Raw genomic sequence first — 24,216 nt, forward strand, 5'->3', positions numbered from 1 at the left:
CTCAGACCTAAGTGCTTGATTTTCAAGCCGCTTCAGCGTCTGCGCCGGAAGTGGGGCGCATTATAGGGGAGTTTTGGGGCAGGTCAACAGGTTATTTCAAATTTATTGCTGACGGACGCTAATGCGGGCGAAAGCCTTCTTGCCGGCCTGACATATATAGGTACGGCCGATCTCGAACAGGAAGCCGCGATCGACCACCTCGCCATTCACCTTGACGCTACCCGCCGCCAGCAGGTCGCGGGCTGCTGCTGCGTTCTTCACCAGTCCAGCCTTGTTGAGGACGGCAGCGACCGGCAGCGCCGCATCGGTTTCCAGCTCGACTTCCGGCAGGTCTTTCGGCAGCTCGCCATCCTTCATGCGGTTGCCCGCGGAACGGTGGGCGGTCTGGGCGGCTTCTTCTCCGTGGAAGCGGGCCACGATCTCTTCGGCCAGCTTGATCTTGATGTCGCGGGGATTGGCGCCCTGCGCAACATCGCTACGGAACTGGGCGATCTCTTCCAGGCTGCGGAAGCTGAGCAGCTCGAAGTAACGCCACATGAGGGTGTCGGGAATGGACACCAGCTTGTTGTACATGACGCCGGGCGCTTCCTGGATGCCGACGTAGTTGCCCAGGGATTTGGACATCTTCTTCACGCCGTCCAGACCTTCGAGCAGCGGCATGGTGAGGATGCACTGGGCTTCCTGGCCATAGGCGCGCTGCAGTTCGCGGCCCATGAGCAGGTTGAATTTCTGGTCGGTACCGCCCAGCTCGACATCGGCGCGCAGGGCGACGGAGTCATAGCCCTGGACCAGGGGATAGAGGAACTCGTGGATGGCGATGGGCTGGTTGCCGGCGTAGCGCTTGCTGAAGTCGTCGCGCTCGAGCATGCGCGCTACGGTGTACTGGGAAGAGAGGCGAATGAAGTCGGCCGGCGACAGCTGATCCATCCAGGTGGCATTGAAGGCCACTTCGGTACGGGCCGGATCGAGGATCTTGAACACCTGGGCCTTGTAGGTCTCGGCATTCTCCAGCACCTGCTCGCGGGTCAGCGGCGGGCGGGTGGCGCTCTTGCCACTGGGGTCGCCGATCATGCCGGTGAAGTCGCCGATTAGGAAGATGACCTGGTGGCCCAGCTCCTGGAACTGGCGCAGCTTGTTGATCAGCACGGTGTGGCCAAGGTGCAGATCCGGAGCGGTCGGATCGAAGCCTGCCTTGATGCGCAGCGGGGTGCCACGCTCCAGTTTTGTTACAAGCTCTGACTCGACAAGCAGCTCATCTGCTCCACGCTTGATGACCGCCAGCTGCTCCTGGACCGTTTTCATGGGGGCTTCGCCTCTGAATTTCGAAAGCGTGAACCTTATCAAGATGCCCCTAGTAGCCGCCAGCCGGCACGTCGGATCACCACCCCAAAGGGTTGTGACAGCCAGATTTTGATTATATTTTAGGCAGTTATTCACTTCTTTTAACGTCAGATCATCACTTTAGCTAAATGACGAAGCCAATCCCCAAAAGTCCGTTCTACCCCAAAAGCCACCTCGTGGCCGCCAGCGGGGTGGCCGCACTCTTGAGTCTGGCCTTGCTCGTGTTTCCCTCTCAGCAGGTCGAGGCGAAACGCACTTCCATCAATCTGGATGTTGAACAGGACGCCCGGCGCGTCGTGCAGGGTCAGGATGACCTGAAGGAGCAAGTGCTCGCAGATACTCAAGCCGCGGACACCCAGTCCCCCTCCCCATTTGCCCAGGTCGCCCCTGAGCAGACGGAAGCTCAGACCGCCGAGGAAGCGCCTGCCGAAGAGGAAGTTGCCGCCACCGAGAGCGTCGAGCCGCAGTGGAAGACCGAAACCGTGCGCAAGGGCGACACCCTCTCGACCCTGTTCGAGCGGGCTGGCCTTGCCGCTGCCGTGGTGCACGAGGTGCTGGCCAGCAGCAAGGAAGCCAAGAAGCTGACCCGCCTGCGGGTGGGCCAGAAAATCGAGTTCCAGCGTGATCACTCAGGTGACCTGCTGGCGGTGCGCACCAAGCTCACCGCGCTGCAGACCCTGGCGCTGGTCAAGTCCGACCAGGGCTATGAGGTCGAGCACAAGACCGTTACCCCGGACATCCGCAAGGCCTATGCCCAGGGTCGGATCAGCAGTTCGCTGTTCGCCTCGGCGCAGAAGGCCGGACTGTCCCATGACATGACCATGGCGCTGGCCACCATCTTCGGCTACGACATCGACTTCGCGCTGGACATCCAGGAAGGCGACGAATTCGAAGTGGTCTACGAGGACAAGGTGGTCAACGGCAAGCACGTCGGCTACGGCAACATCCTGGCCGCCCGCTTCGTCAACAAGGGCAAGGCCTACACGGCCGTGCGCTACACCGCCAAGAACGGCACCACCAACTACTACACGGCGGAAGGCGGCAGCATGCGCAAGGCCTTCATCCGTACCCCGGTGGAGTTCTCGCGGATCAGCTCGCGCTTCACCATGGGCCGTTTCCACCCGGTGCTGAACAAGATGCGCGCGCACAAGGGCGTCGACTATGCCGCGCCTACCGGTACGCCGATCCATGCCACCGGCGACGGCAAGATCGCCAAGTCCGGTCGCGAGAATGGCTACGGCAACGTGGTGATGATCCAGCACGGCAAGACCTACACCACCGTCTATGGCCACATGAGCCGGATCGCCAAGGGCATGCAGGCCGGCGCCTCGGTGAAGCAGGGCCAGGTGATCGGCTACGTGGGCATGACGGGGCTGGCTACCGGTCCGCACCTGCACTACGAATTCCGCATCAATGGCAACCACGTCGATCCGCTCGGGGTGAAACTGCCGATGGCCGATCCCATCGCCAAGAACGAGATCTCGCGCTTCCTGGCCCAGAGCCAGCCGCTCATGGCCCGCATGGACCAGGAGCGGGCGTCGCTGCTCGCGATGAACAAGCGCTGAGATGGAGCGCTACCTGGGAGTGATGTCCGGCACCAGTCTGGATGGACTGGATATCGCCCTGATCGAGCAGGATGAGCGGACCCGTTTCGTCGCTGCCCTGGGCGTGCCCATGCCGGACGCGCTCCGCCGCGAGCTGCTGGCGCTGTGCGCGCCCGGCGACAACGAGATCGAGCGCATCGCCCGGGCCGAACAGGCCTGGGTCGGGCTGGCTGCCCAGGGTATCGCCGAACTGCTGGCGCAGCAGGGACTGACGGCCGCGGATATCCGCGCCGTGGGTAGCCATGGCCAGACCATCCGCCATCTGCCGGCGCAGGGCTACACCCTGCAGATCGGCGATGCCGCCCTGCTGGCCGAACTGGCCGGCATCGATGTCATCGCCGACTTTCGCCGCCGCGACCTGGCCGCCGGTGGCCAGGGCGCGCCCCTGGTCCCGGCCTTCCATGCCGATCTCTTCGGCCTGGACCGCCCGCGCGCGGTGCTCAATATCGGCGGCTTCAGCAATGTGACCCTGCTGGCGCCGGGTCTGCCGGTACGAGGCTTCGATTGCGGACCGGGCAATGTGCTGCTGGATGCCTGGATCCACCACAGCCAGGGGCGACTCTTCGACGCCGATGGCGCCTGGGCCACGCAGGGACAGGTCGTGCCGGCGCTGCTGCAGGGGCTGCTGAGCGATCCCTTCTTCGTGAAAAGCGGACCGAAGAGCACCGGGCGCGAGCATTTCAACCTGCCCTGGCTGCAAGCGCATCTCGCCCAGCATGAGGCGCTGGCTTCGGCCGATGTTCAGGCTACCCTGGCCGAATTGAGCGCCCGCAGCATCGCCGACAGCATCCTGGCAGCCCAGGTGGTGGACGAGGTGCTGGTCTGTGGCGGGGGGGCGCACAACCGGGATCTGATGGCGCGTCTGGCGCGGCTACTGGCGCCGGCCAAGGTGCAGAGCACCGCAGCCTATGACGTCTCGCCGGACTGGATGGAAGCCATGGCCTTTGCCTGGCTGGCCCAGCGCTTCTGCGAGCGCCTGCCCGGCAACTGCCCGGAAGTCACCGGCGCCCGCGGCCTCCGCGTCCTGGGTGCGCTCTATCCGCACTAGGCCAGAGGCTGTGCAAGGTCAGATGGAGAAGGACTGACCGCAGCCGCAGGTGGTGGCGGCGTTGGGGTTCTTGATGACGAAGCGCGAACCTTCCAGGCCTTCCTGGTAATCCACCTCGGCGCCGGCCAGGTACTGGAAGCTCATGGGATCCACCACCAGGTGCACGCCATCGCGCTCGATGACGGTGTCGTCGTCGGCGGAATCTTCATCGAAGGTGAAGCCGTACTGGAAGCCCGAGCAGCCGCCACCCGTGACGAAGACGCGCAGCTTCAGGCGGGGATTGCCCTCTTCCTCGATCAGGTTCTTCACCTTGCTGGCCGCGCCCAGGGTGAACTGCAGGGGGGTCGGGGTGAAGGTTTCAATGGTCATTGCCGTAGTCTCCCGGCTTGCGCCGAACACAATTCAGTCAGGAAATTATCCGCTTGCCCGAGCAAAAGGGTCAACTATTGCACGACCACGGGAGCCTGGCCGAGATGACCGGAGTGAATGACTTGCCGGCAGCGCCACTCTAATATCGCGCCGCCCGATGACGCCGATTGATAAGGAGAACGCCCCGATGCTCTATCTTTGGTTGAAAGCCTTCCACCTGATTGCCCTGGTCTGCTGGTTCGCCGGCCTGTTCTATCTGCCGCGCCTGTTCGTCTATCACGCCCAGAGCAGCGACGCCGTGAGCCATGAGCGCTTCTGCCTGATGGAGCGCAAGCTGTACCGCGGCATCATGCTGCCGGCGATGATCCTGACGCTGGTGTTCGGCATCGGCCTGCTGGTGATCAACCCGAGCTGGCTGACCCAGGGCTGGATGCACACCAAGCTGGCGCTGGTGGTGGTGCTGATCGGCTATCACCATGTCTGCGGCGCCATGCGCAAGAGATTCGAGCGCGGCGAGAACAAGCGCAGCCATGTGTTCTATCGCTGGTTCAACGAGGTACCGGTTCTGGTGCTCATCGCCATCGTCATCCTGGTGGTGGTCAAACCCTACTAGGTGCGCGGTGGATCCGCCGGCGACCGGCGTTTTCCTGGAGAAAGCAGTATGCAGCGTTATGCCCTAGTAACCGGTGCCTCGTGCGGGATCGGTCTGGCCCTGGCCGAGGCCCTGGCGCGGCGGGGTCAGCCGCTGATCCTGCTGGCGCGGCGCAAGGACAAGCTGGAGAGCATCGCCGCCGAGCTGGCCCAGCGCTTCGACGTGGAGGTGCTGTACCGGGTCTGCGATCTGGCGGAGCCGCTGCACCTGACCGGTCTGCTGCACGAACTGGAGCAGAGCGAGAGAGCCATCGGCCTGCTGGTCAACTGCGCCGGGATCGGCAGCGGCGGGGATTTTCTCGCCGCCGACTGGCCGCGGGTGCAGGAGCTACTGGAGCTGAACATCCTGGCGCTCACTCGCCTGTGTCATGCCCTGGGTCAGCACATGGCGATCCAGGGGGGCGGCCAAATCCTCAACGTCGCCTCGACCGCGGCCTTCCAGCCCATTCCCTACATGAGCAGCTATGCGGCGACCAAGGCCTATGTGCTGCACTTCTCCGAGGGCCTGCGCGAGGAACTCAAGAAGCGGGGGGTGTCGGTGTCGGTGCTCTGCCCCGGCCCGACCCGTACCGCCTTTTTCAAGAACGCCGGGCTGCACACCGGGCGCATGGAGCAGGGCAAGCTGCTGATGTCCGCCGAAGAGGTGGCCCTGGCCGCGGTGCACGGACTGGAAAGACGCCAGGCGGTGATCGTCCCGGGCTGGCGCAATCGCCTGGGCAGTCTGCTGCCCCGCTTCTTCCCCCGCGCCCTGGTGCGTTCGGCCGCGGTGCGGATCGGCAAACTCTTTCAACCCGCGTAAGGGTGATCCCGCCGGCGGCACCTGACCCCGGGCGGCAGCCGCTGGTACACTCGGGGTCTATTCAGCCAGCAGGAGATCGACGTGGATTGTCTGTTCTGCAAGATCGTCGCCGGGGACATTCCGGCCAAGGTGCTCTACGAGGACGATCAGGTCATGGCCTTCCATGACATCGCCCCGCAGGCGCCCGTGCACTTCCTGGTCATTCCCAAGAAGCACATCGCGACCCTGCACGACCTCAGCGAGGCCGATGACAAGCAGCTCGCCGGCCATATCCTCTTCACCGCCCAGCGCCTGGCGCAGGAACAGGGTTGCGAGGAAGGCTTCCGCGTGGCGATGAATTGCAACGCCCTGGGTGGCCAGACGGTCTATCACATCCATATGCATGTGCTGGGCAAGCGGCAGATGACCTGGCCTCCGGGCTGAGCCACGTTCTGTCCTCCCTTCGCCCGCCAAGGAGATCACCTTGAGATCCAAGCGCCTCTACTCCCCCCTCGATCGACTGCTTATCCAGGCGGATACCGCCTTGCGTACCCTGACGCCCTTCAGTGGCGCTCCCACCCGCAGCTCGCCGGCCATTCCGCTCAAGGACGCCGAACTGAGCGATGAAGAACGCCGTCACGCGGCCGGCCTCATGCGCATCAACCACACCGGCGAGGTCTGCGCCCAGGCGCTGTACCAGGGTCAGGCGCTGACCGCCAAACTGCCGGAAGTGCGCGAAGAAATGGAAAAGGCGGCCGACGAAGAGATCGATCACCTGGCCTGGTGCGAGCAGCGCATCCGCGCCCTGGGTGAGCGTCCAAGCCTGCTCAATCCCCTCTTCTATGGCCTGTCCTTCGGGATCGGCGCCGGTGCCGGCCTGATCAGCGATCGCCTGAGCCTGGGCTTCGTCGCCGCTACCGAGGATCAGGTCTGCCGCCATCTGGACGAGCACCTGGACAAGCTGCCGGCGGCCGACGCCAAGTCCCGCGCGGTGCTGGAACAGATGCGCAGCGATGAAGAACAGCACGCCGAACATGCCCTGGCGGCCGGTGGCTGGCGCTTCCCCGCGCCGGTCAAATACGGCATGAGCCTGGTGTCCAAGGTGATGACCAAGACCACCTACCGTATCTGACCTGCGGCTGGCGCCCACGAAAAAGCCCTGCCTTGGCAGGGCTTTTTGCTGTCCAGACGGCTAGATGTCGAAGAAGACCGTTTCCTGCGGGCCCTGCAGATGGATGTCGAAGCGATAGGCCAGGCGGCCATCGATCTCGCAGCGACGCGCCAGCAGGGTGGGCCGGCGCTCCGGCTCCGGCAGGTTGTAGACCGGGCAGCGGGCGTTGGCTTCGGCTTCATCGTCGAAGTAGAGGCGGGTCTGCAGGTGGATGTTGATGCCGCGGGCGAACAGGGTAACGTTGATGTGCGGCGCCATGGGCTGGCCGCGCTGATCGGCGACCTGGCCGGGCTTGACGGTGTGCAGCGTCCAGTCGCCGGCATCGAAGGTGGTGGCGGTGCGACCAAAGCCGTTGAAGGCCTTTTCCACGTCATAGACCGGATCGTAGTGGCCCTGGTGATCGGCCTGCCAGAACTCCAGGAAGGAATCGCGCACCAGGTTGCCGTTGCCGTCGAACACCTGGCCGGTGAGCAGGATGTGCTCGCCCGGCGCGCCGGGCTTGGCCAGCTGGTTCCAGATCTCGACCTCGCGGGTGGGGTTGCCGGCGGCGGCCAGGGCCAGGCCGATGTGCACATAGGGACCGGCGGTCTGGGAGGGGGTTTCCGGCAGCAGGGCGTGGCTGTTGGGGGTCATGTCGGCGTCCTCAGTGGTGTTCGAAGAACGTCTGCCGCGCGCCGCGGGTGACGATGTCGAAGCGATAGGCCAGGCAGTCCATGGGATTGGCCATGCTCATGTCCAGGCGGGCGATCAGAGTCTGGACGGCGTCGGGATCGGCGATGGACTTGACGATGGGGCACAGCGGGATCAGCGGATCGCCCTCGAAGTAGAGCTGGGTGATCAGCCGGGTGGCGATGGCCGGCCCCATGACCGAGACGTGTATGTGCGCCGGACGCCAGTCGTTGCTGCCGTTGCGCCAGGGATAGGGACCCGGGCGGACGGTACGGAAGACATAGTTGCCCTGGCTGTCGGTACGGGTGCGGCCGACGCCGCCGAAGTTGGGATCGAGCGGTGCCAGGTAGACGTCGTTCTTGTGCCGATAGCGACCGCCAGCGTTGGCCTGCCAGATCTCCACCAGGGAATTGGGCACCGGCTTGCCGAACTGGTCACGCAGGGTACCGAACAGGATGATGCGTTCGCCCTGGGGCAACTGGCCGGTGCCGAAGTTTAGCAGCAGGTCGTTGTCGTGCGGTCCCAGCGGCAGCCGCGATAAGTCCGGGCCACTGCGCTCGGAAGCCGTCTGGTGCTGCAGGCTGACCAGCGCCTGGCGCGGCGAGCGGGGAATCGAGGATTTGTAGGCGGGCGTATAGGCCTGGGGATGCCAGGTGCGATCACGGGCGACGTAGCGAACGTCGTGGGGCTTGTTATGCATTGGAATGCTCCACGGAAGGATCGGGGCCAAAGGCTGGCTGATCCCAGTGTGGCCCAGGGCGCCGCCTGGCTGAATTGAAAGCTGCGCCCTTACCCATAACCTAATGGTTAAGTGTCAACTCGCCGGCCACCTCGCGCAGGACGTCGCAGAATCTCTGGGTTGCCAACGACAGGGGCACGCTGCCATTGCGGCAGATGCCGACCGAACCCCCGGCTTCGCGCACGCCAAGCTCCACCTCCACCAGTTCGCCGCTGGCCAGGTCGCGGCGTACCGCATCGAGCGGGGCGATCCACAGGGCCTCGCTCTGGCGGACGTACTGGCGGCTGAGGGTCGGCGACAGGGTTTCCAGCCGCTGGGGACTGAGAGGAATGCCGCACTGGACGAAGAGACTCTCGGCGTGGCGGCGGATGGTGGTCCCGGGCAAGGGCAGCACCAGGGGATAGCGCGCCAGGGTCGCCAGGTCCGCCGGCAGCGCCTGGCTCAACGGATGTCCCGGGCGCACCACCAGGGTCAGGGCCTCGGTATAGAGGTGTTCGAAGTCGAGGCCATGGATGTCCGGGCTGTCGGTCATGCGGCCGACCACCAGATCCAGGTCGCCGACGCGCAATTGTCCGAGCAGATAGGCGCTGGGACCGGTGGCGACGTTGACGATCAGCTGGCGATGACGGTCATGCAGGCGCATCAGGACCTCGGGCAGCACCTGGCTTTCGACCGTCGACAGGACCCCGACCCGCACCAGGCCGCCGGCCTCGCCACCACGCACCAGTTGCATGCCCTCGCGCAGGGCCTGGACGCAGGGACCGGCGTGGCGCAGGAACAGCAGGCCCGCCTCGGTCAGGGTCACCTCGCCCTTGCCGCGCTCGAACAGGCGCACCTCGAGGATTTCCTCGAGTTCGCGGATGGTCTTGGAGATGGCCGGCTGGGACACGGCGATGGCATCGGCGGCCTTGGCGAAGCTGCGCTGCTGGGCGATCTCCAGAAAGCACAGCAGGTGGCGAAACTTGATACGGTTGTCGAGATTCATGACGCTCTCAAGGCAAGGCACGGGCCAGAGACTACCACCCGGCGGTCACGGAAAACCCTTGGAGTCAGCAGGGGCATCCTTTGCTACAGTGCCGCCTTGTCTTCCGAGATCTCTCCATGTCGATCCGTGCCCAGCAGAAGCTGCAAACGCGCCAGGCGCTGCTGGAATCGGCACGCCTGCTGATGAACAGCGGCCGCGGCTTCGGCAGCCTGAGCCTGCGCGAGGTGAGTCGCCAGGCCGGGATCGTGCCGGCGGGTTTCTATCGCCACTTCGCCGACATGGAGAGCTTTGGCCTGGCGCTGGTAGCCGAGGTGGGCGACACCTTTCGCGACGCCCTGCGCCAGGTGCGTCATCACGAACTGCAGCAGCGCGGCATGATCGAGGCCTCGGTGGAGATCTTTCTCGGCGCCGTGAGCGACAACCGCGATCAATTCCTCTTTCTCGCCCGCGAGCAATACGGCGGCTCCCTGGCCGTGCGCCAGGCCATCGCCGAGTTGCGCCAGCGCATCACCCAGGACCTGGCCCGTGACCTGCTCGCCCTGGGTCGCCTGCCCCACCTGAGTCCGTCGCAGATCGATGTCCTCGCCGACCTGGTGGTGAAGACGGTGTTCGCCACCCTGCCGGAGCTGATCGATCCCCCACCCCTGACCACACCGCCGCCGCTGTGGCCGGCGGCGAAGATGGTGCAGCAACTCAAGCTGATCCTGATCGGCAGCAAGCATTGGCGGCGCGGCGAGCGCGCAAACGCCCCAAAAGAGGGCGTTGCTCTGCTAGCCGATGCAATGGCGCACCAAATAAGAGCGACCTGAACGCCAGGTCAACTCATGGCGCCCCAGAACCAGGCGACTTGCGCGCCTTGGCAGGCACCTTGCTGTAGAGCTGGGCAAAACTGCCAAGAGTCCTGCCATGCTGGTCGTCCAAAGCCGCTGCGCGCCCCGGGATACCTGGGACGCCGAACTCCACCTCACCTACGACGCCCGCAGCAAGAGTCGCCTGAGAGCCACCACCAGCGCTGGCGAAGACGTCGGCCTGTTTCTCGAACGCGGCCAACCGCCGCTGGCCGATGGCGACTGCCTCGAAGCCCGCGATGGCCGCATCGTGCGGGTCGTCGCCCGCCCGGAAAAGCTGCTGCACGTGACCTGCGCCAGCGCCTTCGAACTGACCCGCGCCGCCTATCACCTGGGCAATCGCCACGTCGCCCTGCAGATCGGCGACGGTTGGCTACGGCTGCTGGACGACTATGTGCTCAAGGCCATGCTGGAGCAGCTCGGCGCCCGGGTCAGCGAGATCGAGGCCGGCTTCCAGCCCGAGCACGGCGCCTACGGCGGCGGTCACCATCACTCGCACCATGGCGAGGAAGGCTTCAACTACGCCCCCAAACTGCACCACTTCGGCGTGCGCACGTGAATTCGCCCTTCGCGCTGCTGCGCCTGGCCAGTCCCCAGTTGCCAATTGGCGGCTACAGCTATTCCCAGGGACTGGAACTGGCCATCGACAGCGGCCTGATCCGCAGCGCGGCGGAGGCCGAGGTCTGGCTGCGCGACAATCTCGAACTCAATCTGGCGCGCTTCGAAGCGCCGCTGCTGCTGGCCCATTGCCAAGCCGCCGCGGCGGGCGACTGGACGCGTCTGAGCGAGCTGGCCGACCATCATCGTGCCAGTCGCGAGACCGCGGAATTCCAGCTGGAAAGTCGCCAGACCGGCTATTCCCTGGCGCAACTGCTGCTCGGTCTGCCGGAGCTGGATGACAGTAGCCGCCGCCTGCTCGGCGAACTGGCCCCGACCTTTGCCCTCGGCTGGGCGCTGGCCGCCCGCGCCTGGGCGATCGCACCGCGAGCGGCGCTGGACGCCTGGCTGTGGACCTGGCTGGAAAATCAGCTGGCGGTGCTGATGAAAACCCTGCCGCTGGGCCAGCAAGCGGCCCAGCGCCTCACCTCCCTTCTGCTGCCGACCCTGACCGCCGTGGCCGAGCAGGCCGCTGACCTGCCCGAAGCGCACTGGGGCGGCGCCCCCTTCGGCCTGGCCCTCAGCAGCATGGCCCACGAGCGGCAGTACAGCCGCCTGTTCCGTTCCTAGGAGATCCCCTGATGACAACTCAACCCCTGCGCGTCGGTATCGGCGGACCGGTCGGTTCCGGCAAGACTGCTCTCACCCTGGCCCTCTGCCGCGCCCTGCGCGAGCGCTACAACCTGGCGGTGGTGACCAACGACATCTACACCCGCGAAGACGCCGATTTCCTGGTGCGCAACGAGGCCCTGGCGCCCGAGCGCATCCTGGGCGTGGAGACCGGTGGCTGTCCGCACACCGCCATCCGCGAAGACGCCTCCATCAACCTGGAAGCGGTGGACCAGCTCAACCGCCGCTTTCCCGGCCTGGACCTGATCCTGGTGGAATCCGGTGGCGACAACCTGTCCGCCACCTTCAGCCCGGAGCTGTCCGATCTGACCCTCTATGTCATCGACGTCTCGGCCGGTGACAAGCTGCCGCGCAAGGGTGGCCCCGGTATCTGCAAGTCGGATCTGCTGGTGATCAACAAGATCGACCTGGCCGAGCAGGTCGGTGCCTCCCTGGAGGTGATGGATCGCGACACCCGCAAGATGCGTGGCGACAAGCCTTTCGTCTTCAGCAATCAGAAGACCGGTCTGGGACTGGAAGAGATCATCGCCTTCATCGAGAAGCAGGGTCTGCTGACCGCCGCCTGAGTCCAGGAAACCATCCCAAGGAGCCCCCATGAAACACGCCAAGATCTTCGCCACCGCCGCCCTGCTGCTCGCCCCGGCCCTGGCCTTCGCCCATCCGGGTCATGCCGAGAACGGCCTGGCCGCCGGGGTGCTGCACCCCCTGACCGGTCTCGACCACCTGCTGGCCATGCTTGCCGTAGGACTCTGGGCCGCCCAGCAGCAGGGCAAGGCGCGCCTGGCGCTGCCCTGCACCTTTGTCGGCACCATGCTGATCGGCGGCCTGCTGGGCTTCGCCGGGCTGGAGCTGCCCTTGCTGGAGACCGGCATCGCTGCCTCGGTGCTGGCCCTGGGTCTGCTGGTGGCCCTGGCCGCTCGTCCGCCGGTGGCCGCCGCCGTCGGCCTGACCGCCGCCTTCGCCCTGTTCCACGGCGTGGCCCATGGTCTGGAATTGCCGGAAATGGGCAATCCCTGGGCCTATGCCGCCGGTTTCGTCGCCGCCACCGCCACCCTGCATGCTCTGGGCTATGCCGTGGTGCGCTACCTGCCCCAGGCGGCCACGCCGCTGGTGCGACTCGCCGGCGTCGCCACGGCCGTGGCCGGGGGCTGGCTGCTCGCCGCCTGATCCGTCAGGCGATCCCCAGCTGCTGGCGCAGTCGCGCCAGCACACCCTCTTCCGCCACCGCCGGCAGTTGCGCGGTATAGCCGCCAAAGCCGGCGAAGCGTGTGGCGAAATCCACCTCGAGCACGAATCTGTTGTCGAACTGCGGCGACGCCAGGGGTGCCAGCACCTCGGCCGTATAGGTGTCGCGCGGATCGTTGCCCAGCCGCACCGGCAGGTCGCCACTCTGCTGGCGATAGGCGACCCAGGGCGAATAGGTGAAGGCCTCCAGTCGGCCCCGCGCCAGGTCCAGTTCCAATAGGCGCAGCAGGCCGTTGCCGCCGGCGTATTCGGTCTGGTAGTTGATCAGCAGGAGATCCACCGGATGGCCCAGGTCATTGGTCATCCGCAGGTGCCCACTGCCGTGATTGTGGCCGTTGAGGGTGAGGAAGATCTGGTCGTTGCGGCGGATCAGCCGATTCCACAACCGTATCCCGGTGTCGTTGCGCCGGGTGGAAAGCACCGGCTGGCCGTTCACCAGGTCGACGATGTTGTGCGAGGCCAGGATGGTCGGCAGATGCGGATAGCGATCCAGCATGCCCTGGGCCCAGTCCAGACTCTGGTCCGAGGGGCACCAATCCAGGGTCAGCAGCAGAAAGCCCTGCCCCAGCGCCGAGAAACTATGGGCCTCGTTGAGACCGGTGACGTCGCGTTCGATGAAGGTGGCCTGGCGCGCCGCCCGCTCACGGCCGAAATACTGGGTGAAGAGTTCGCGACCGTCACGCAGGCGGTCCTCGGTGTAGAGCTCGACGACGTCATGGTCGCCGGTCATGACGCTATAGGGCACCCCGGCCTGTTCAAGGCGTGCCATGGCGTGACTGGCCAGGGCCCACTCGCCGCGCTGCTCGGCGTTTTCCACCAGATCGCCCAGGTGCACCACGAACGGCAGGTTCAGCGCCGCGGCGTTGTGCGCCAGCCAATGGGTCTGGGCATGAAAGGCCAGCGCCGGTGGATAGCCCAGGTGGCCATAGCGCTCCACCCGCCGGCCGTTGGGTTGCATCTCGTGGTTGTTCTCACTGTAGTACTGGGTATCGGGGAGGACGCCGAGCACGAAGCTGCTGCGCGACGGCAGCGGCGCCAGAGGAGCGAAGGCATGCCGCTCGAACCAGTGGGCGCGGTGTTCCGGCAGGCCGTAGCGCTGGGTCGGCTTGCAGGCGGCCAGCAGCGGCAGACCGGCCAGCGCCAGGCACAGCCGGCGACGTTTGAAATCGGGCGAATCGGTCATCACAGCGGCCTCAGGGCAGGTAGTAGGCCTGCCAGCGATTGTCGTTGAAGCGCCCTTCCAGCACCGGCTGGCGGCTGGCCAGCGGCGTGCCGGCCAGGGCCGCCTGGCTGTCGGCATCGAGCAGCACATAGGCGGGTCGGGTGACCTGGGCGAGCTGCCCTGCCTGGCCGATATCGATAAAGGTCGGCAGGGGCACGTCGTAGTCGAGATTCATCAGGTAGCGGAAGGCCTTGGTGTCCTGGCCCAGGCCAAAGAACACCAGTTGCCCCGGTTCACCCTGGCGCAGGCTTTCCAGGCGGGTGACGAAGGCGCGGGTGTCGTAGCGCAGCGCCTGCATCGGATCCAGCGCCAGCACCACCAGCAGCCATTGCGCCAGGGCCGCCGCGGCCAGGGGCATGCCCAGGCGGAAGGCCCCGCGCTCGCGCCAGGTGGCCACCAGGGCGAACAGCGCCAGGATGGCGAAGGCACCCAGCAGGAAACGCAGGTCCAGCTCGGGCCACCAGCCGGCGGCCTGCAGCCGGGGTTGCTGCAGCTTGACCAGCGCCCCGAGCACCAGCGGAAAGATCACCAGCAAAGGCAGGAACAGCCGCCGTACCCAGGCCAGGGCGCCCTGCCCCTGCAGCAGCACCCAGGCGCCGAGAGCCGCGCAGGCCGGAATGGCCGGCAGGATGTAATAGGGTTTCTTGAAGGTGGGAATCGACAGGGCCACCACGATCAGCGCGGCGAAGCCGGCTAGCTGGAGCAGCAGGCGACTGTCCGCCTGCGCCTGGCGCTGCCGCCAGTGGTGTCTCAGCGTCGGCAGGGCCAGCAGCGCCAGGGGAAAGGCCGGGGCGTAGCGGTAGAGGCCCAGCTGCAGGAAGTACCACCAGGGATAGCCGGCACCGTCGGTGTCGTCCAGCCGGCCAGAGACCTGCATGCGGATCACGTCCTCGACGAAGGGCATACCACCGGTACGCCAGGCCAGGCCGAACAGCAGGGCGCAGCACAGCATCAGCACCAGGGCGCCGACCAGGCCGTAGCCGAAGCTGCGCCGCCAGTCGCCCTGCACCAGCCAGTAGACGCAGACCACGCCACAGGGCTCGATCAGGCCCAGCGGCCCGCGCACGGCGAAGCCGGCGGCCATGCACAGGAACACCAGGGCGCGCCGCCGGGACAGGCCGCGCTGGTCGGCGCTCCATAGCAGATAGAAGCAGCCCAGTGCCGCCAGGGTGACGAATTGATCGAGGCAGATGGAGCGCGCCTTGGCCAGGAAGCCATTGGTGAGCAGCAGCACCAGCACCGCCAGCAGGCCCCAGGCACGGGACCGCTCGGCCAGCAGGCGATAGAGCAGCCCGACGATGGCCGCCGAGGCCAGGGCGGTGGGAATCACCGTGGCCAGGCGATTGACCTCCCCGAACAGCTGGGCGAAGACGTCGATCAGCAGGGTGGAGGTGGCGGGATAGTCGGGGTAAGGCTGTCCGTAGCTGGTCGGGAAGGCACTGGCCCCATGGCGAAACATCTCCTGGGCGAAGAGTGCGAAGCGGCCGTCGAAGCCGATGAAGGGCTGCTCCCACAGCCCCAGGGTGAACAGCGGCACCGCCAGCAGACACAACGCCAGACTTTCGAGGCGCAGGCGCGCCGGACTCGGGATGGACGACACGCGGCAGGACTCCGGCAGGCTGGGAAGGACGGGCTCGCGACCCGGCGCCACTATCGCCGAACAACCTTAGGGATCGCTGAAACCAGGCTGACGGCAGGCTGACAGAAGCCGCAGGACAGAGCGGTTCGGCCGCGAGGCGGTGGCGACTATGCCGCTGCATTGAAAATATTTCATGACAGCTGCATCCAGGGCGTCGGCTGCCGGGTATAGCCCCTACAGTCCAGTCGACTGTGCCCCTCTCAATCCGGAGCAAGCGCATGAACAACACCTATAGCCGTTGCAGCATCCTGGCCCTCACCGCCCTGCTGAGCACCCCGCTGCTGGCGCAAGGCGAGTTGCCCGAAGCCGTCCGCGTCCCCGCCGGCAACAGCCTGATGCTGGAAACCGTAGGCAAGGGCACCATCGTCTACGAGTGCCGCGACAAGAAGGACATGCCCGGCCAGACCGAGTGGTTCTTTGTCGGTCCCAAGGCCGACCTGCATGATCGCCAGGGCAAGCAGGTGGGTCGCTACTACGGTCCGCCCGCAACCTGGGAAGCCAGCGACGGCTCCAAGGTGGTCGGCAAGCAACTGGCGATCGCCCCCGCCGGCAGCGGCAACCTGCCCTATCAGCTGGTGGAGGCCGCGCCCGCCGAGGGCAAGGGCGCCTTCCAGGGCACCACCTACATCCAGCGCACCGCGCTCAAGGGTGGCGTGGCGCCGACCAAGGCCTGCACCTCGGCCAACAAGGGCGAACGGCAGACCGTGAATTACCAGGCGGATTATCTGTTCTGGAAGAAGGGCTGAGGTCCAGGGGACAGCCAGGCGCGGATCGGCTAGGCTCGGCTGATCCGGTCGCCACCCTGGCGTCCCCAGCCTGGCGCGATTTCGTGACCGATCCCCTTTACGATCCCGCTGCACTGCTCGCCGCCTGTGCCCGGGGCGAGCGCGCCGCCCTGCAGCGGCTCTACCAGAACGAGGCGCCGCTCTTGCTGGGCATCGTCCTGCGCCTGGTGCGCGATCGCGGACTGGCCGAGGACATTCTCCACGACGCCTTTCTGCGCATCTGGCGCGGCGCCGCCGGATTCGCCCCGGAGCGCGGTACGGCCCGCGGCTGGATGTGCAGCATCGCGCGCAACCTGGCGCTCAACGCCCTGCGCGATCGCCAGCGCCTGGTGCCCCTGGCGGACGGGTGGGAACCCCTGGCCGAGTCGGCCGATCCGGCGCGAGAGGCCGACGGCCGTCGGCTGGAGGGCTGCCTGCAGAACCTGGAAGCGCCGCGGCGGAAGGCCATCCTGGCCGCCTACCTGGACGGCTGCTCCCATGGCGAGATCGCCCAGCGCCTGCAGGCACCGCTGGGCACGGTGAAGAGCTGGATCACGCGCGGCCTCAAGGCGCTCAGGGAGTGCATGACATGAACGACGATACTCCCCTGCCCCCGGACGAAGAGCGCGAACGCCTGGCCGGCGAATACGTGCTCGGTACCCTGGATGCCAGGGAGCGCCGTCGCGTGCAAGGTGCGCTGGCGACGGATGCCCGGCTGGCCGCCGCGGTGGCGCGCTGGGAGGCGCGGCTGCAGCCGCTGGCCGAGCGTGTGCAGCCCGTCGAACCCGGCACGAATCTCTGGCCGCGCATCGAGCGCAGTCTGGGTGAGGCCGACGCCAAGGCCACCACCCGGCGTGAGTCGCTGTGGCACCGCCTGGCACTCTGGCAGGGCCTGAGTGCGGCAGGGCTGGCTGCCAGCCTGGTGCTCGCGGTGCTGTTGCTGATGCGTCCGGTCCCCACGCCAAGCTACCTGGTGGTGCTGGCCGCGCCCAGCGATCGGACGCCCGGCTGGGTGATCCAGACCGCCAGCGCCCATGACCTGCAGCTGATTCCCCTGGGGCGCGACGCCGTGCCGAGCGGCAAGACGCTGCAATTCTGGACCAAGGCCGACGCCTGGCAGGGTCCGGTATCCCTGGGTCTGGTACAGCCGGGACGCACCCTGCAGGTGCCTCTGGACCAGCTGCCGCCGCTGGAAGCCAATCAGCTGTTCGAGCTCACCCTGGAAGACCAGGGCGGCTCGCCTACCGGCCGACCCACCGGGCCGATCCAGTTCATCGGCCGGGCGGTCAAGGTGCTCTAGGCCGACGTCTCAGCTCTTGCGGTGGATGTTGAAATTGCTGAACGCCTGACAGGTCGCCATCAGCTGGATGCGGTTGATGTTGACGTGCTTGGGCTGGTTCAGCGTCCAGTGGATGGATTCGGCGATGTCGTCCGGGGTCAGGGGTTCGGTGCCGGCATAGACGGCATCGGCCTTGGCCTTGTCACCCCCGAAGCGCACCACCGAGAATTCGCTTTCGGACAGGCCCGGCTCGATGTTGGTCACCCGCACCCCGGTGCCCAGCAGGTCGGATCTCAGGCTCAGGCTGAATTGCTTGAGGAAGGCCTTGGTGGCGCCATAGACATGGCTGCCCGGATAGGGATAGTCGCCCGCCACCGAGCCCAGGTTGACGATACCGGCCCCGGCGCCATGGGCGATCAGCCGCGGCAACAGCAGGCGGGTGCAATAGAGCATGCCCTTGATGTTGGTATCGACCATGGTGTCCCAGTCGTCCAGGTCGCAGCTCTGGGCGGGCGTGTTGCCCAGCGCCAGACCGGCGTTGTTGACCAGGGCGCGCAACTGGTTGAATTCTTCCGGCAGGCCGGCGACCGCGGCTTCCACGGCGGCGCGATCCTGGACGTCCAGCACCAGCGGCAGCACCTTGGCCTGACCGGACAATTCCTCGGCCAGGGCGTGCAGGCGATCCTCGCGGCGACCGGTGATGACGATCGACCAGCCGTCCTTGGCGAAGCGGCGAGCGGTGGCGGCGCCGAAGCCGGAGGTGGCGCCGGTGATGAAGATCGAAGACATGAAAGATTCCTTCTGCGAGGGAGGTTGGCCGAGGCCCACGATAGCTCAGGGGCATTGGTCAGGCGAATACCCAGATCGCCACAAATCCAGCGGATCAGTTATAACGCCTTGGTATTGCAGGGTTTTCCGCGCACTGGCGAATTTTTGAACAGTTCTCGCCAGGCCAGGCGCCCTGGGCCTCACGCCCGGCTATGCCAAGCTTATCCACAGGACGATCCACGGAATTCCTGTACAGAATTCGGACCGGGCTTCAGGTGGATAAGTCCGCTGCCACGAGCCAGGCAGGCGGTTCGGCCGGCGCCAGTCCGGTGCAGGCGGCCTCGACACAGGCGGCGAGGCCGGCGAAGCGCAGCTCGCGCCCGGTGAGGCCCGGGCCGTAGTGGGCGAACTTGCCGGAATTGGTCAGCAGGGTGCGGGCCTGGGGCGGCACCAGGGGTTCGCCGAGCATGCACCAGCAGGTGTCCCCGACCAGCTGGGCACCGAAGACTTCCAGCTCGGCCAGGCTGCCAGACCGTTCGGCCGCCGCGCGCACCTCGCGGCCCAGGGTGATCACCAGCGCCACCTCGGGATGCCGCTGCCGCCCGCGACAGAGTTCGGCCAGGCGCTGGCACTCCTCGGCGGAGAAATGCGGATTGCCCAGGGCCACCAGCTGCACCTCGCGCGCGACGGCGCTGTCCAGTTCGGCCCAGGCCTGGCGCAGATCGGCCAGGCTGATGTCTTCGATCTCCAGCTCGGGTGCGGCCACCGCGGCCAGGGTCGGCGCCTCGGGCGTCACCCCGACCAGATGGAACAGCGGCGCCGCCGAGGTGGTGGCGAAGGCGGCGCCAAAGGCCTTGAGATCGTCGCGACTGGGCTGGCTGTTTTCCAGCCCCAGCACCGCCGGAATCCGCGTGGGTGAACGCAGGCCGATCCAGTAGCCGAGCAGCGGGTAGAAGGCGTCGTCATGGCCCTCGGGTACGGTGACCCGCAAGACCTTGGCCGCGCGGCGACCGCTGTCCAGGTGGCAGCCGGCCAGAGGAGCCCGACCGGTCAGGGCGGTACAGATATCGAGGAAGTCGGCGTACTTCTGGGTGCGCGCGCCCAGTACGCTGTTGGCGAAGACCACGGCATTGGATTCGGCCCAGACCACCTGCTCGCCCAGGCTCGGGGCGCTGTCCAGCAGATAGGGGGCACAGGTAAAGGTGGGACGGCAGCCTAGGGCCACATAGGCCTCGGCCAGGGCAGAGGCCGGCTCACCCAACGCCGGCGCCACGCCCTGCGCGCGCCAGCGGCGTTGATCCACCGATACCGCATTGAGAGTCGTAGGTACCTGTACCCGACCGCCCCACTCCACCAGGCGCTGGGCGAAGGCCAGGCTGGCCGGACCGGTGTAGATGCAGCCGTCGATATGGGCCTGGGTGATGTCGAGCAGCTCGCGGGCACCCTGCAGGTGCGCCATGCGCACCAGGATCTTCATCGCCGCCTGGACGGCCTGGCCCTCGGCGCCCGCCAGCTTGGCCTGGTCGGTCGCGCTCAGCTGCAGGTCGGCAGGGGCCTCGCTAGTGGAGTCGGGAAAGAACTCTCCCGGCGCGCCGACCCAGCCATCGTTCACCGCGATCTCATCCTGCTCGGCGAGCGCGGCGAAGGCCTCGGCGCCCAGGCTGACCACCGGCAGGGAGCGACCGAAGAGTTCTTCCGCAACGATGGCACCCAGGCTGAGGATCTCGTCCGGCTCGGCCAGTACCAGCGCTGCCGGTCCGCGTCCCGCCAGCAACAGCTCCAAGAGCACGGCGCTGCCGGTGCAGGAACCGCGTCCACTGGGAATGGCCAGGATGCGTCCGGCCAGTTCCAGGCCGTGCAGGGGATGGTGGCGATCGATCACCCGACCGCTGGCCGGATCGACGCCACCCCAGAAACTCAGGCCCAGGGGCGCCCAGGCCAGGCGTCCCCGGGCATGGCCCGCGACCAGACAGCGACCGCGGACCGCTGCCACCGCTAGTGGCCGCCCAGGTAGGCTTCGCGCACCTGGGGATTGGCCAGCAATTCCTGGCCACTGCCGCTCATGCGGATCTCGCCGGTGACCATCACATAGGCGCGGTCGGACAGGCGCAGGGCATGGTTGGCGTTCTGCTCCACCAGGAAGATGGTCATGCCGCTCTGGGCCAGCTCGCGCAGGATCTGGAAGATCTGCTTCACCACAATGGGCGCCAGGCCTAGGCTGGGTTCGTCGAGCAGCAGCAGCTTGGGTCGCGCCATCAGCGCCCGGGCGATGGCCAGCATCTGCTGTTCGCCGCCGGACATGGTCATGGCGCGCTGGTTGCGACGCTCCTTGAGCCGCGGGAAGAGCTCGAACATGCGCTGCATGTCCTCGTCCACCCAGCGGGTGCCGATGGGAATGGTACCCATCAGCAGATTCTCCTCGACCGTCATGTCGGGAAACACATGGCGCCCCTCCGGTGACTGGGCGATGCCGTTGGAGGCCACGTAGTGGGCGTTCTTGCGGGTGATGTCCTCGCCCCGGTAGAGGATCTGCCCGTTGCGCGCCTGGGGCTGGCTGAAGATGGACATCAGCAGGGTGGACTTGCCGGCGCCGTTGGAGCCGATCAGGCTCACCGTCTCGCCCTCGTTGATGGACAGGGAGACGCTCTTCAGCGCCTGGATCGGCCCGTAGAAGACGTCGACGTTACGGAATTCCAGGATCGGCGTGGTCATGCCACCTCCTCTTCTTCGGCGCCGAGGTAGGCGGCGATGACCTTGGGATCGTTGCGGATATCGGCCGGCAGGCCGCGGGCGATGACCTGGCCATGGTCCAGCACCACGATGTGGTCGGAGATATTCATCACCATGCCCATGTCGTGCTCGATCAGCACCACGGTGATGCGGTGCTGGTCGCGCAGCAGGCGGATCATCCCGGCCAGCGCCTCGGTCTCGGCCGGGTTGAGACCGGCGGCGGGTTCGTCCAGGCAGACGATCTCCGGACGGGTGCACATGGCGCGGGCGATTTCCAGGCGGCGCTGCTGGCCGTAGGAGAGTTCGCCGGCCAGACGATTGGCGTGGTCCACCAGGTCCACCACTTCCAGCCAGTAGAAGGCCGTATCCAGCGCCTTTTCCTCGGCCCGGCGATAGCCGGGGGTATTGAGGATGCCGGTGATCAGGTTGCGGTTGCACTGCATGTGCTGCGCCACCAGCAGGTTCTCCACTACCGACATCTCCTTGAACAGGCGGATGTTCTGGAAGGTGCGGGCGAGCCCTGCGCGGTTCACCAGGTGAGTACCGCCGAACATCTTGTACCAGAGCCGGCTGCCGAACTGCACCGGATTGACGAAGTCGGTGGCCTGGAAGCGCTCGCCCATGATCTTGCCGACGCGGGTCGAACGGCCATCGGCGGTATCCAGGCGGATCTCGCCATCGGTGGCCTTGTAGAAGCCGGTCAGGCAGTTGAACACCGTGGTCTTGCCGGCGCCGTTGGGGCCGATCAGCGCGGTGATGGAGTGTCGCTGAATATCGAAGGACACGTCCGAGAGGGCCTTGATACCCCCGAATCTCATGCCCAGACCGCTGACGGTCAGAATGTTGTCGCTCACGGCGCCACTCCCTTGCGAATCGCGAAGCCACTGCGGGCGATACGGATCAGGCCACGCGGCCGCCACATCATCATCACCACCATGAGCACGCCGAACACCAGCATGCGGATGTCGCCGAATTCGCGCAGCAGCTCGAACAGCAGGGTCATGACGAAGGCCGAGACCACCACCCCGACGGTGGAGCCCAGGCCGCCCAGTACCACGATGGCCAGCACCAGCACCGACTCGAAGAAGTTGAACGAGGCCGGGTTGATGAAGCCCTGGTAGGTGGCGAAGAACACCCCGGCCAGGCCTGCGGTGGAGGCACCGATCATGAAGGCGGAAAGCTTGACCAGCACATGGTTCAGGCCCATGGCGCGGCAGGCGATCTCGTCTTCGCGCAGGGCTTCCCAGGCGCGGCCGACCGGCATGCGGGTCAGGCGGTGCTTGATGTAGAGCACCAGCAGCACCACCAGGAACAGCACGGTGTAGATGAAGATCATCGTCGCGTTGGGGTTGTAGCTGATGCCCAGCAGCTCGTGGATGGGCACCCCGCCCTCCTTTGCCCGGCGGCCGAATTCGATGCCGAAGAAGGTCGGCGAAGGCGCAGCGATGCCGTTGGGGCCCTTGGTCACTTCCAGCCAGTTGTTGAGCACCAGGCGGATGATCTCGCCGAAGCCGAGGGTGACGATGGCCAGGTAGTCCCCGTGCATGCGCAAGACCGGGAAGCCCAGTATCGCTCCCGCCACCGCCGCCATGACCGCCGCGAGCGGCAGCATGGTCCAGAAGCCCAGCCCGAGGTACTGATAACCCAGCGCCAGACCGTAGGCGCCGATGGCATAGAAGCCGACGTAGCCGAGGTCGAGCAGACCGGCCAGGCCCACAACGATGTTCAGGCCCAGGCCCAGCAGCACGTAGATCAGGCAGAGGATGATGACCGTCAGCCAGTACTTGGTGGCCAGGAAGGGAAAGGCGATAGCCACCAGAATGACGATGGGCAGGATGAATCTCAGGTTGGACTTGTGCCCCGGCGGCAGCACATGGACACCGCCGTCGTTGCGCTTGAAGGACTCGATCCAGTCACGGCCCTTGGCGGTCTGGCCGAACAGGCTGAGCAGGAAGCGGCCGGCCATGACCACCGCGACCATGATGCCGACGCGACCGGGCTCGAGGTTGTAGCCGTAGCCGTCGAGCACGATGCCGACGATGGGACCGAACAGGATCAGCGAGACCAGGCCCACCATGAGGGTGTCGCGCAGCACGACCTTGAGGTCGAAGGAGGAAGACGTCTGACTCATGGATTACACCTTCGTGACCTGGGGTTTGCCGAGCAGCCCCTGGGGCCTAAAGATCAGGATCGCCACCAGCAGCGAGAAGCTGAAGACGTCCTTGTAGTCCGAGTTCACCAGGCTGGCGAACTGGGCTTCGGAGATGCCGAGGATGATGCCGCCGAGCATGGCGCCGGGCAGCGAGCCGATGCCGCCGAGCACCGCCGCGGTAAAGGCCTTGATGCCGATGATGAAGCCGGCATAGAAGTCGAAGGTGCCGTAGTTGAGGGTGATCAGCACCCCGGCCAGCGCTGCCATGGCCGCGCCGATGATGAAGACGTAGGAGATCACCCGGTCGGTGTTGATGCCGAGGATCTGCGCCATCTTGCGATCCTGCTGGGTGGCCCGGCACATGCGGCCGAGGGTGGTCTTCTGGATCACGTAGGTGAGCAGGCCCATGCCGATGATGGAGGCCAGGATGATGAAGATCTTGGTGTAGGTGATGATCACGAAGCCGTCGCCGATGTGCAGGCGCAGGGCGCCGTCGAGCAGCGTCGGTACCCCCTGCTGGCGCGCGCCCTGGGCGAGCTGCACGTAGTTCTGCAGGATCAGCGACATGCCGATGGCCGAGATAAGCGGCGCCAGGCGCGTGGAGTTGCGCAGCGGCTTGTAGGCGATCCGCTCGATGGCCCAGCCGTACACGGAGGTGACCACCACGGTGAAGATCAGGGTGCCGAGGATCAGCACCGGGAAGGAATGCAGGCCGAACACGCTCAGCAGGGCGATGCCGATGGCGGCGAGATAGGCCGACACCATGTACACGTCGCCGTGGGCGAAGTTGATCATGCCGATGATGCCATAGACCATGGTGTAGCCGATGGCGATGAGTCCGTAGACCGAGCCCAGGGTCAGGCCGTTGACCAGTTGTTGCAGGAAGATACCGTCCACGTTTGCAGTCTCGCGCTGGATGGATGACGA

The 24,216-nt window shown here is 66.2% G+C and carries 27 protein-coding genes; 14 read left to right on the forward strand and 13 right to left on the reverse strand.

Annotated elements, in window-relative coordinates:
- Positions 1 to 102: 102 nt before the first annotated feature.
- The gene (gene tyrS / locus PSK12I2_RS0115440; RefSeq protein ID WP_027599089.1) at positions 103 to 1,302 is read right to left on the reverse strand and encodes a tyrosine--tRNA ligase; all 1,200 of its coding nucleotides are present in this window, start codon (positions 1,300 to 1,302) and stop codon (positions 103 to 105) included.
- 167 nt (positions 1,303 to 1,469) lie between these two features.
- Here tyrS and PSK12I2_RS0115445 point away from each other — a divergent pair, with 167 nt between their 5' ends.
- Together PSK12I2_RS0115445 and PSK12I2_RS0115450 are read left to right on the forward strand one after the other, a co-directional pair.
- Complete coding sequence (locus PSK12I2_RS0115445; RefSeq protein WP_027599090.1) at positions 1,470 to 2,906, forward strand: peptidoglycan DD-metalloendopeptidase family protein; 1,437 nt, start codon at positions 1,470 to 1,472, stop codon at positions 2,904 to 2,906.
- 1 nt (position 2,907) lies between these two features.
- Positions 2,908 to 3,993, forward strand: a complete 1,086-nt coding sequence (locus PSK12I2_RS0115450) for an anhydro-N-acetylmuramic acid kinase (RefSeq protein ID WP_027599091.1) — start codon at positions 2,908 to 2,910, stop codon at positions 3,991 to 3,993.
- Between the two features lie 18 nt (positions 3,994 to 4,011).
- Here PSK12I2_RS0115450 and erpA read toward each other — a convergent pair whose 3' ends face one another.
- The gene (erpA, locus tag PSK12I2_RS0115455) at positions 4,012 to 4,362 is read right to left on the reverse strand and encodes an iron-sulfur cluster insertion protein ErpA (RefSeq protein WP_007162616.1); all 351 of its coding nucleotides are present in this window, start codon (positions 4,360 to 4,362) and stop codon (positions 4,012 to 4,014) included.
- 187 nt (positions 4,363 to 4,549) lie between these two features.
- On the opposite strand from erpA, the gene hemJ reads away from it, so the two are divergent.
- From hemJ to coq7, 4 genes are all read left to right on the forward strand, one after another.
- Positions 4,550 to 4,975 carry a protoporphyrinogen oxidase HemJ gene (gene hemJ / locus PSK12I2_RS0115460; protein ID WP_007162617.1) on the forward strand — a complete coding sequence of 142 codons (426 nt, stop codon included), beginning with the start codon at positions 4,550 to 4,552 and terminating at the stop codon, positions 4,973 to 4,975.
- 48 nt (positions 4,976 to 5,023) lie between these two features.
- On the forward strand, positions 5,024 to 5,812 hold the full coding sequence (locus tag PSK12I2_RS0115465) for an SDR family oxidoreductase (RefSeq protein WP_027599092.1): 789 nt from the start codon (positions 5,024 to 5,026) through the stop codon (positions 5,810 to 5,812).
- An 81-nt stretch (positions 5,813 to 5,893) separates the two neighbouring features.
- Positions 5,894 to 6,235 carry a histidine triad nucleotide-binding protein gene (locus PSK12I2_RS0115470; protein WP_017642985.1) on the forward strand — a complete coding sequence of 114 codons (342 nt, stop codon included), beginning with the start codon at positions 5,894 to 5,896 and terminating at the stop codon, positions 6,233 to 6,235.
- A gap of 40 nt (positions 6,236 to 6,275) precedes the next feature.
- Positions 6,276 to 6,923 carry a 2-polyprenyl-3-methyl-6-methoxy-1,4-benzoquinone monooxygenase gene (gene coq7, locus PSK12I2_RS0115475; protein WP_007162620.1) on the forward strand — a complete coding sequence of 216 codons (648 nt, stop codon included), beginning with the start codon at positions 6,276 to 6,278 and terminating at the stop codon, positions 6,921 to 6,923.
- Between the two features lie 60 nt (positions 6,924 to 6,983).
- Here the strand turns inward: coq7 and pcaG are convergent, their stop codons facing one another.
- From pcaG to pcaQ, 3 genes are all read right to left on the reverse strand, one after another.
- Positions 6,984 to 7,595 (reverse strand): protocatechuate 3,4-dioxygenase subunit alpha, encoded by a 612-nt coding sequence (pcaG, locus tag PSK12I2_RS0115480; RefSeq protein ID WP_027599093.1) that lies wholly within the window; start codon positions 7,593 to 7,595, stop codon positions 6,984 to 6,986.
- A 10-nt stretch (positions 7,596 to 7,605) separates the two neighbouring features.
- Positions 7,606 to 8,331, reverse strand: coding sequence for a protocatechuate 3,4-dioxygenase subunit beta (gene pcaH, locus PSK12I2_RS0115485; RefSeq protein ID WP_027599094.1), 726 nt, complete (start codon positions 8,329 to 8,331; stop codon positions 7,606 to 7,608).
- A gap of 100 nt (positions 8,332 to 8,431) precedes the next feature.
- A complete protein-coding gene (pcaQ, locus tag PSK12I2_RS0115490) occupies positions 8,432 to 9,355 on the reverse strand; it encodes a pca operon transcription factor PcaQ (RefSeq protein WP_027599095.1) in 924 nt (307 codons plus the stop codon).
- Between the two features lie 116 nt (positions 9,356 to 9,471).
- Between pcaQ and PSK12I2_RS0115495 the strand changes: the two genes are divergently transcribed.
- The 5 genes from PSK12I2_RS0115495 (at position 9,472) to PSK12I2_RS0115515 (ending at position 12,657) form a co-directional block, all read left to right on the forward strand.
- On the forward strand, positions 9,472 to 10,164 hold the full coding sequence (locus PSK12I2_RS0115495) for a TetR family transcriptional regulator (protein WP_027599096.1): 693 nt from the start codon (positions 9,472 to 9,474) through the stop codon (positions 10,162 to 10,164).
- A 97-nt stretch (positions 10,165 to 10,261) separates the two neighbouring features.
- Entirely contained in the window at positions 10,262 to 10,762 is a 501-nt protein-coding gene (gene ureE, locus PSK12I2_RS0115500) for an urease accessory protein UreE (protein ID WP_027599097.1), read from the forward strand.
- The gene (locus tag PSK12I2_RS0115505) at positions 10,759 to 11,430 is read left to right on the forward strand and encodes an urease accessory protein UreF (protein WP_027599098.1); all 672 of its coding nucleotides are present in this window, start codon (positions 10,759 to 10,761) and stop codon (positions 11,428 to 11,430) included. Before ureE ends, PSK12I2_RS0115505 begins: the two co-directional genes overlap by 4 nt.
- An 11-nt stretch (positions 11,431 to 11,441) precedes the next feature.
- Positions 11,442 to 12,056 carry an urease accessory protein UreG gene (gene ureG / locus PSK12I2_RS0115510; RefSeq protein ID WP_007162627.1) on the forward strand — a complete coding sequence of 205 codons (615 nt, stop codon included), beginning with the start codon at positions 11,442 to 11,444 and terminating at the stop codon, positions 12,054 to 12,056.
- A gap of 28 nt (positions 12,057 to 12,084) precedes the next feature.
- Positions 12,085 to 12,657, forward strand: a complete 573-nt coding sequence (locus tag PSK12I2_RS0115515; RefSeq protein WP_027599099.1) for a HupE/UreJ family protein — start codon at positions 12,085 to 12,087, stop codon at positions 12,655 to 12,657.
- Positions 12,658 to 12,661: 4 nt separating this feature from the next.
- Here PSK12I2_RS0115515 and PSK12I2_RS0115520 read toward each other — a convergent pair whose 3' ends face one another.
- Both PSK12I2_RS0115520 and PSK12I2_RS0115525 read right to left on the reverse strand, forming a co-directional pair.
- On the reverse strand, positions 12,662 to 13,918 hold the full coding sequence (locus tag PSK12I2_RS0115520) for a metallophosphoesterase (RefSeq protein WP_027599100.1): 1,257 nt from the start codon (positions 13,916 to 13,918) through the stop codon (positions 12,662 to 12,664).
- Between the two features lie 10 nt (positions 13,919 to 13,928).
- On the reverse strand, positions 13,929 to 15,557 hold the full coding sequence (locus tag PSK12I2_RS0115525; RefSeq protein WP_244898833.1) for a glycosyltransferase family 39 protein: 1,629 nt from the start codon (positions 15,555 to 15,557) through the stop codon (positions 13,929 to 13,931).
- Between the two features lie 257 nt (positions 15,558 to 15,814).
- Between PSK12I2_RS0115525 and PSK12I2_RS0115530 the strand changes: the two genes are divergently transcribed.
- From PSK12I2_RS0115530 to PSK12I2_RS0115540, 3 genes are all read left to right on the forward strand, one after another.
- Positions 15,815 to 16,342, forward strand: a complete 528-nt coding sequence (locus PSK12I2_RS0115530; protein WP_027599102.1) for a DUF3455 domain-containing protein — start codon at positions 15,815 to 15,817, stop codon at positions 16,340 to 16,342.
- Positions 16,343 to 16,425: 83 nt separating this feature from the next.
- Entirely contained in the window at positions 16,426 to 16,953 is a 528-nt protein-coding gene (locus PSK12I2_RS0115535; protein ID WP_027599103.1) for a sigma-70 family RNA polymerase sigma factor, read from the forward strand.
- Positions 16,950 to 17,660, forward strand: coding sequence for an anti-sigma factor domain-containing protein (locus PSK12I2_RS0115540; protein WP_037007774.1), 711 nt, complete (start codon positions 16,950 to 16,952; stop codon positions 17,658 to 17,660). The genes PSK12I2_RS0115535 and PSK12I2_RS0115540 overlap by 4 nt, the downstream gene beginning before the upstream one ends.
- Before the next feature lie 9 nt (positions 17,661 to 17,669).
- Here PSK12I2_RS0115540 and PSK12I2_RS0115545 read toward each other — a convergent pair whose 3' ends face one another.
- The 6 genes from PSK12I2_RS0115545 to PSK12I2_RS0115570 all read right to left on the reverse strand — a co-directional run bounded on the left by PSK12I2_RS0115545 (position 17,670) and on the right by PSK12I2_RS0115570 (position 24,186).
- Positions 17,670 to 18,428: an SDR family oxidoreductase gene (locus tag PSK12I2_RS0115545; RefSeq protein ID WP_027599105.1), complete on the reverse strand. Its 759-nt coding sequence runs from the start codon at positions 18,426 to 18,428 to the stop codon at positions 17,670 to 17,672.
- 250 nt (positions 18,429 to 18,678) lie between these two features.
- Entirely contained in the window at positions 18,679 to 20,400 is a 1,722-nt protein-coding gene (locus PSK12I2_RS0115550) for an aconitase X (protein WP_027599106.1), read from the reverse strand.
- Positions 20,401 to 20,402: 2 nt separating this feature from the next.
- On the reverse strand, positions 20,403 to 21,119 hold the full coding sequence (locus PSK12I2_RS0115555) for an ABC transporter ATP-binding protein (protein WP_007162636.1): 717 nt from the start codon (positions 21,117 to 21,119) through the stop codon (positions 20,403 to 20,405).
- Positions 21,116 to 21,991: an ABC transporter ATP-binding protein gene (locus PSK12I2_RS0115560; protein WP_027599107.1), complete on the reverse strand. Its 876-nt coding sequence runs from the start codon at positions 21,989 to 21,991 to the stop codon at positions 21,116 to 21,118. The genes PSK12I2_RS0115555 and PSK12I2_RS0115560 overlap by 4 nt, the downstream gene beginning before the upstream one ends.
- Entirely contained in the window at positions 21,988 to 23,268 is a 1,281-nt protein-coding gene (livM, locus tag PSK12I2_RS0115565; protein WP_027599108.1) for a high-affinity branched-chain amino acid ABC transporter permease LivM, read from the reverse strand. The genes PSK12I2_RS0115560 and livM overlap by 4 nt, the downstream gene beginning before the upstream one ends.
- A 3-nt stretch (positions 23,269 to 23,271) precedes the next feature.
- Positions 23,272 to 24,186: a branched-chain amino acid ABC transporter permease gene (locus PSK12I2_RS0115570; RefSeq protein ID WP_027599109.1), complete on the reverse strand. Its 915-nt coding sequence runs from the start codon at positions 24,184 to 24,186 to the stop codon at positions 23,272 to 23,274.
- Between the last annotated feature and the right edge of the window lie 30 nt (positions 24,187 to 24,216).

Source organism: Pseudomonas sp. MOIL14HWK12:I2 (assembly GCF_000510745.1).
Taxonomy (GTDB): Bacteria; Pseudomonadota; Gammaproteobacteria; order Pseudomonadales; family Pseudomonadaceae; genus Chryseomonas; species Chryseomonas oryzihabitans.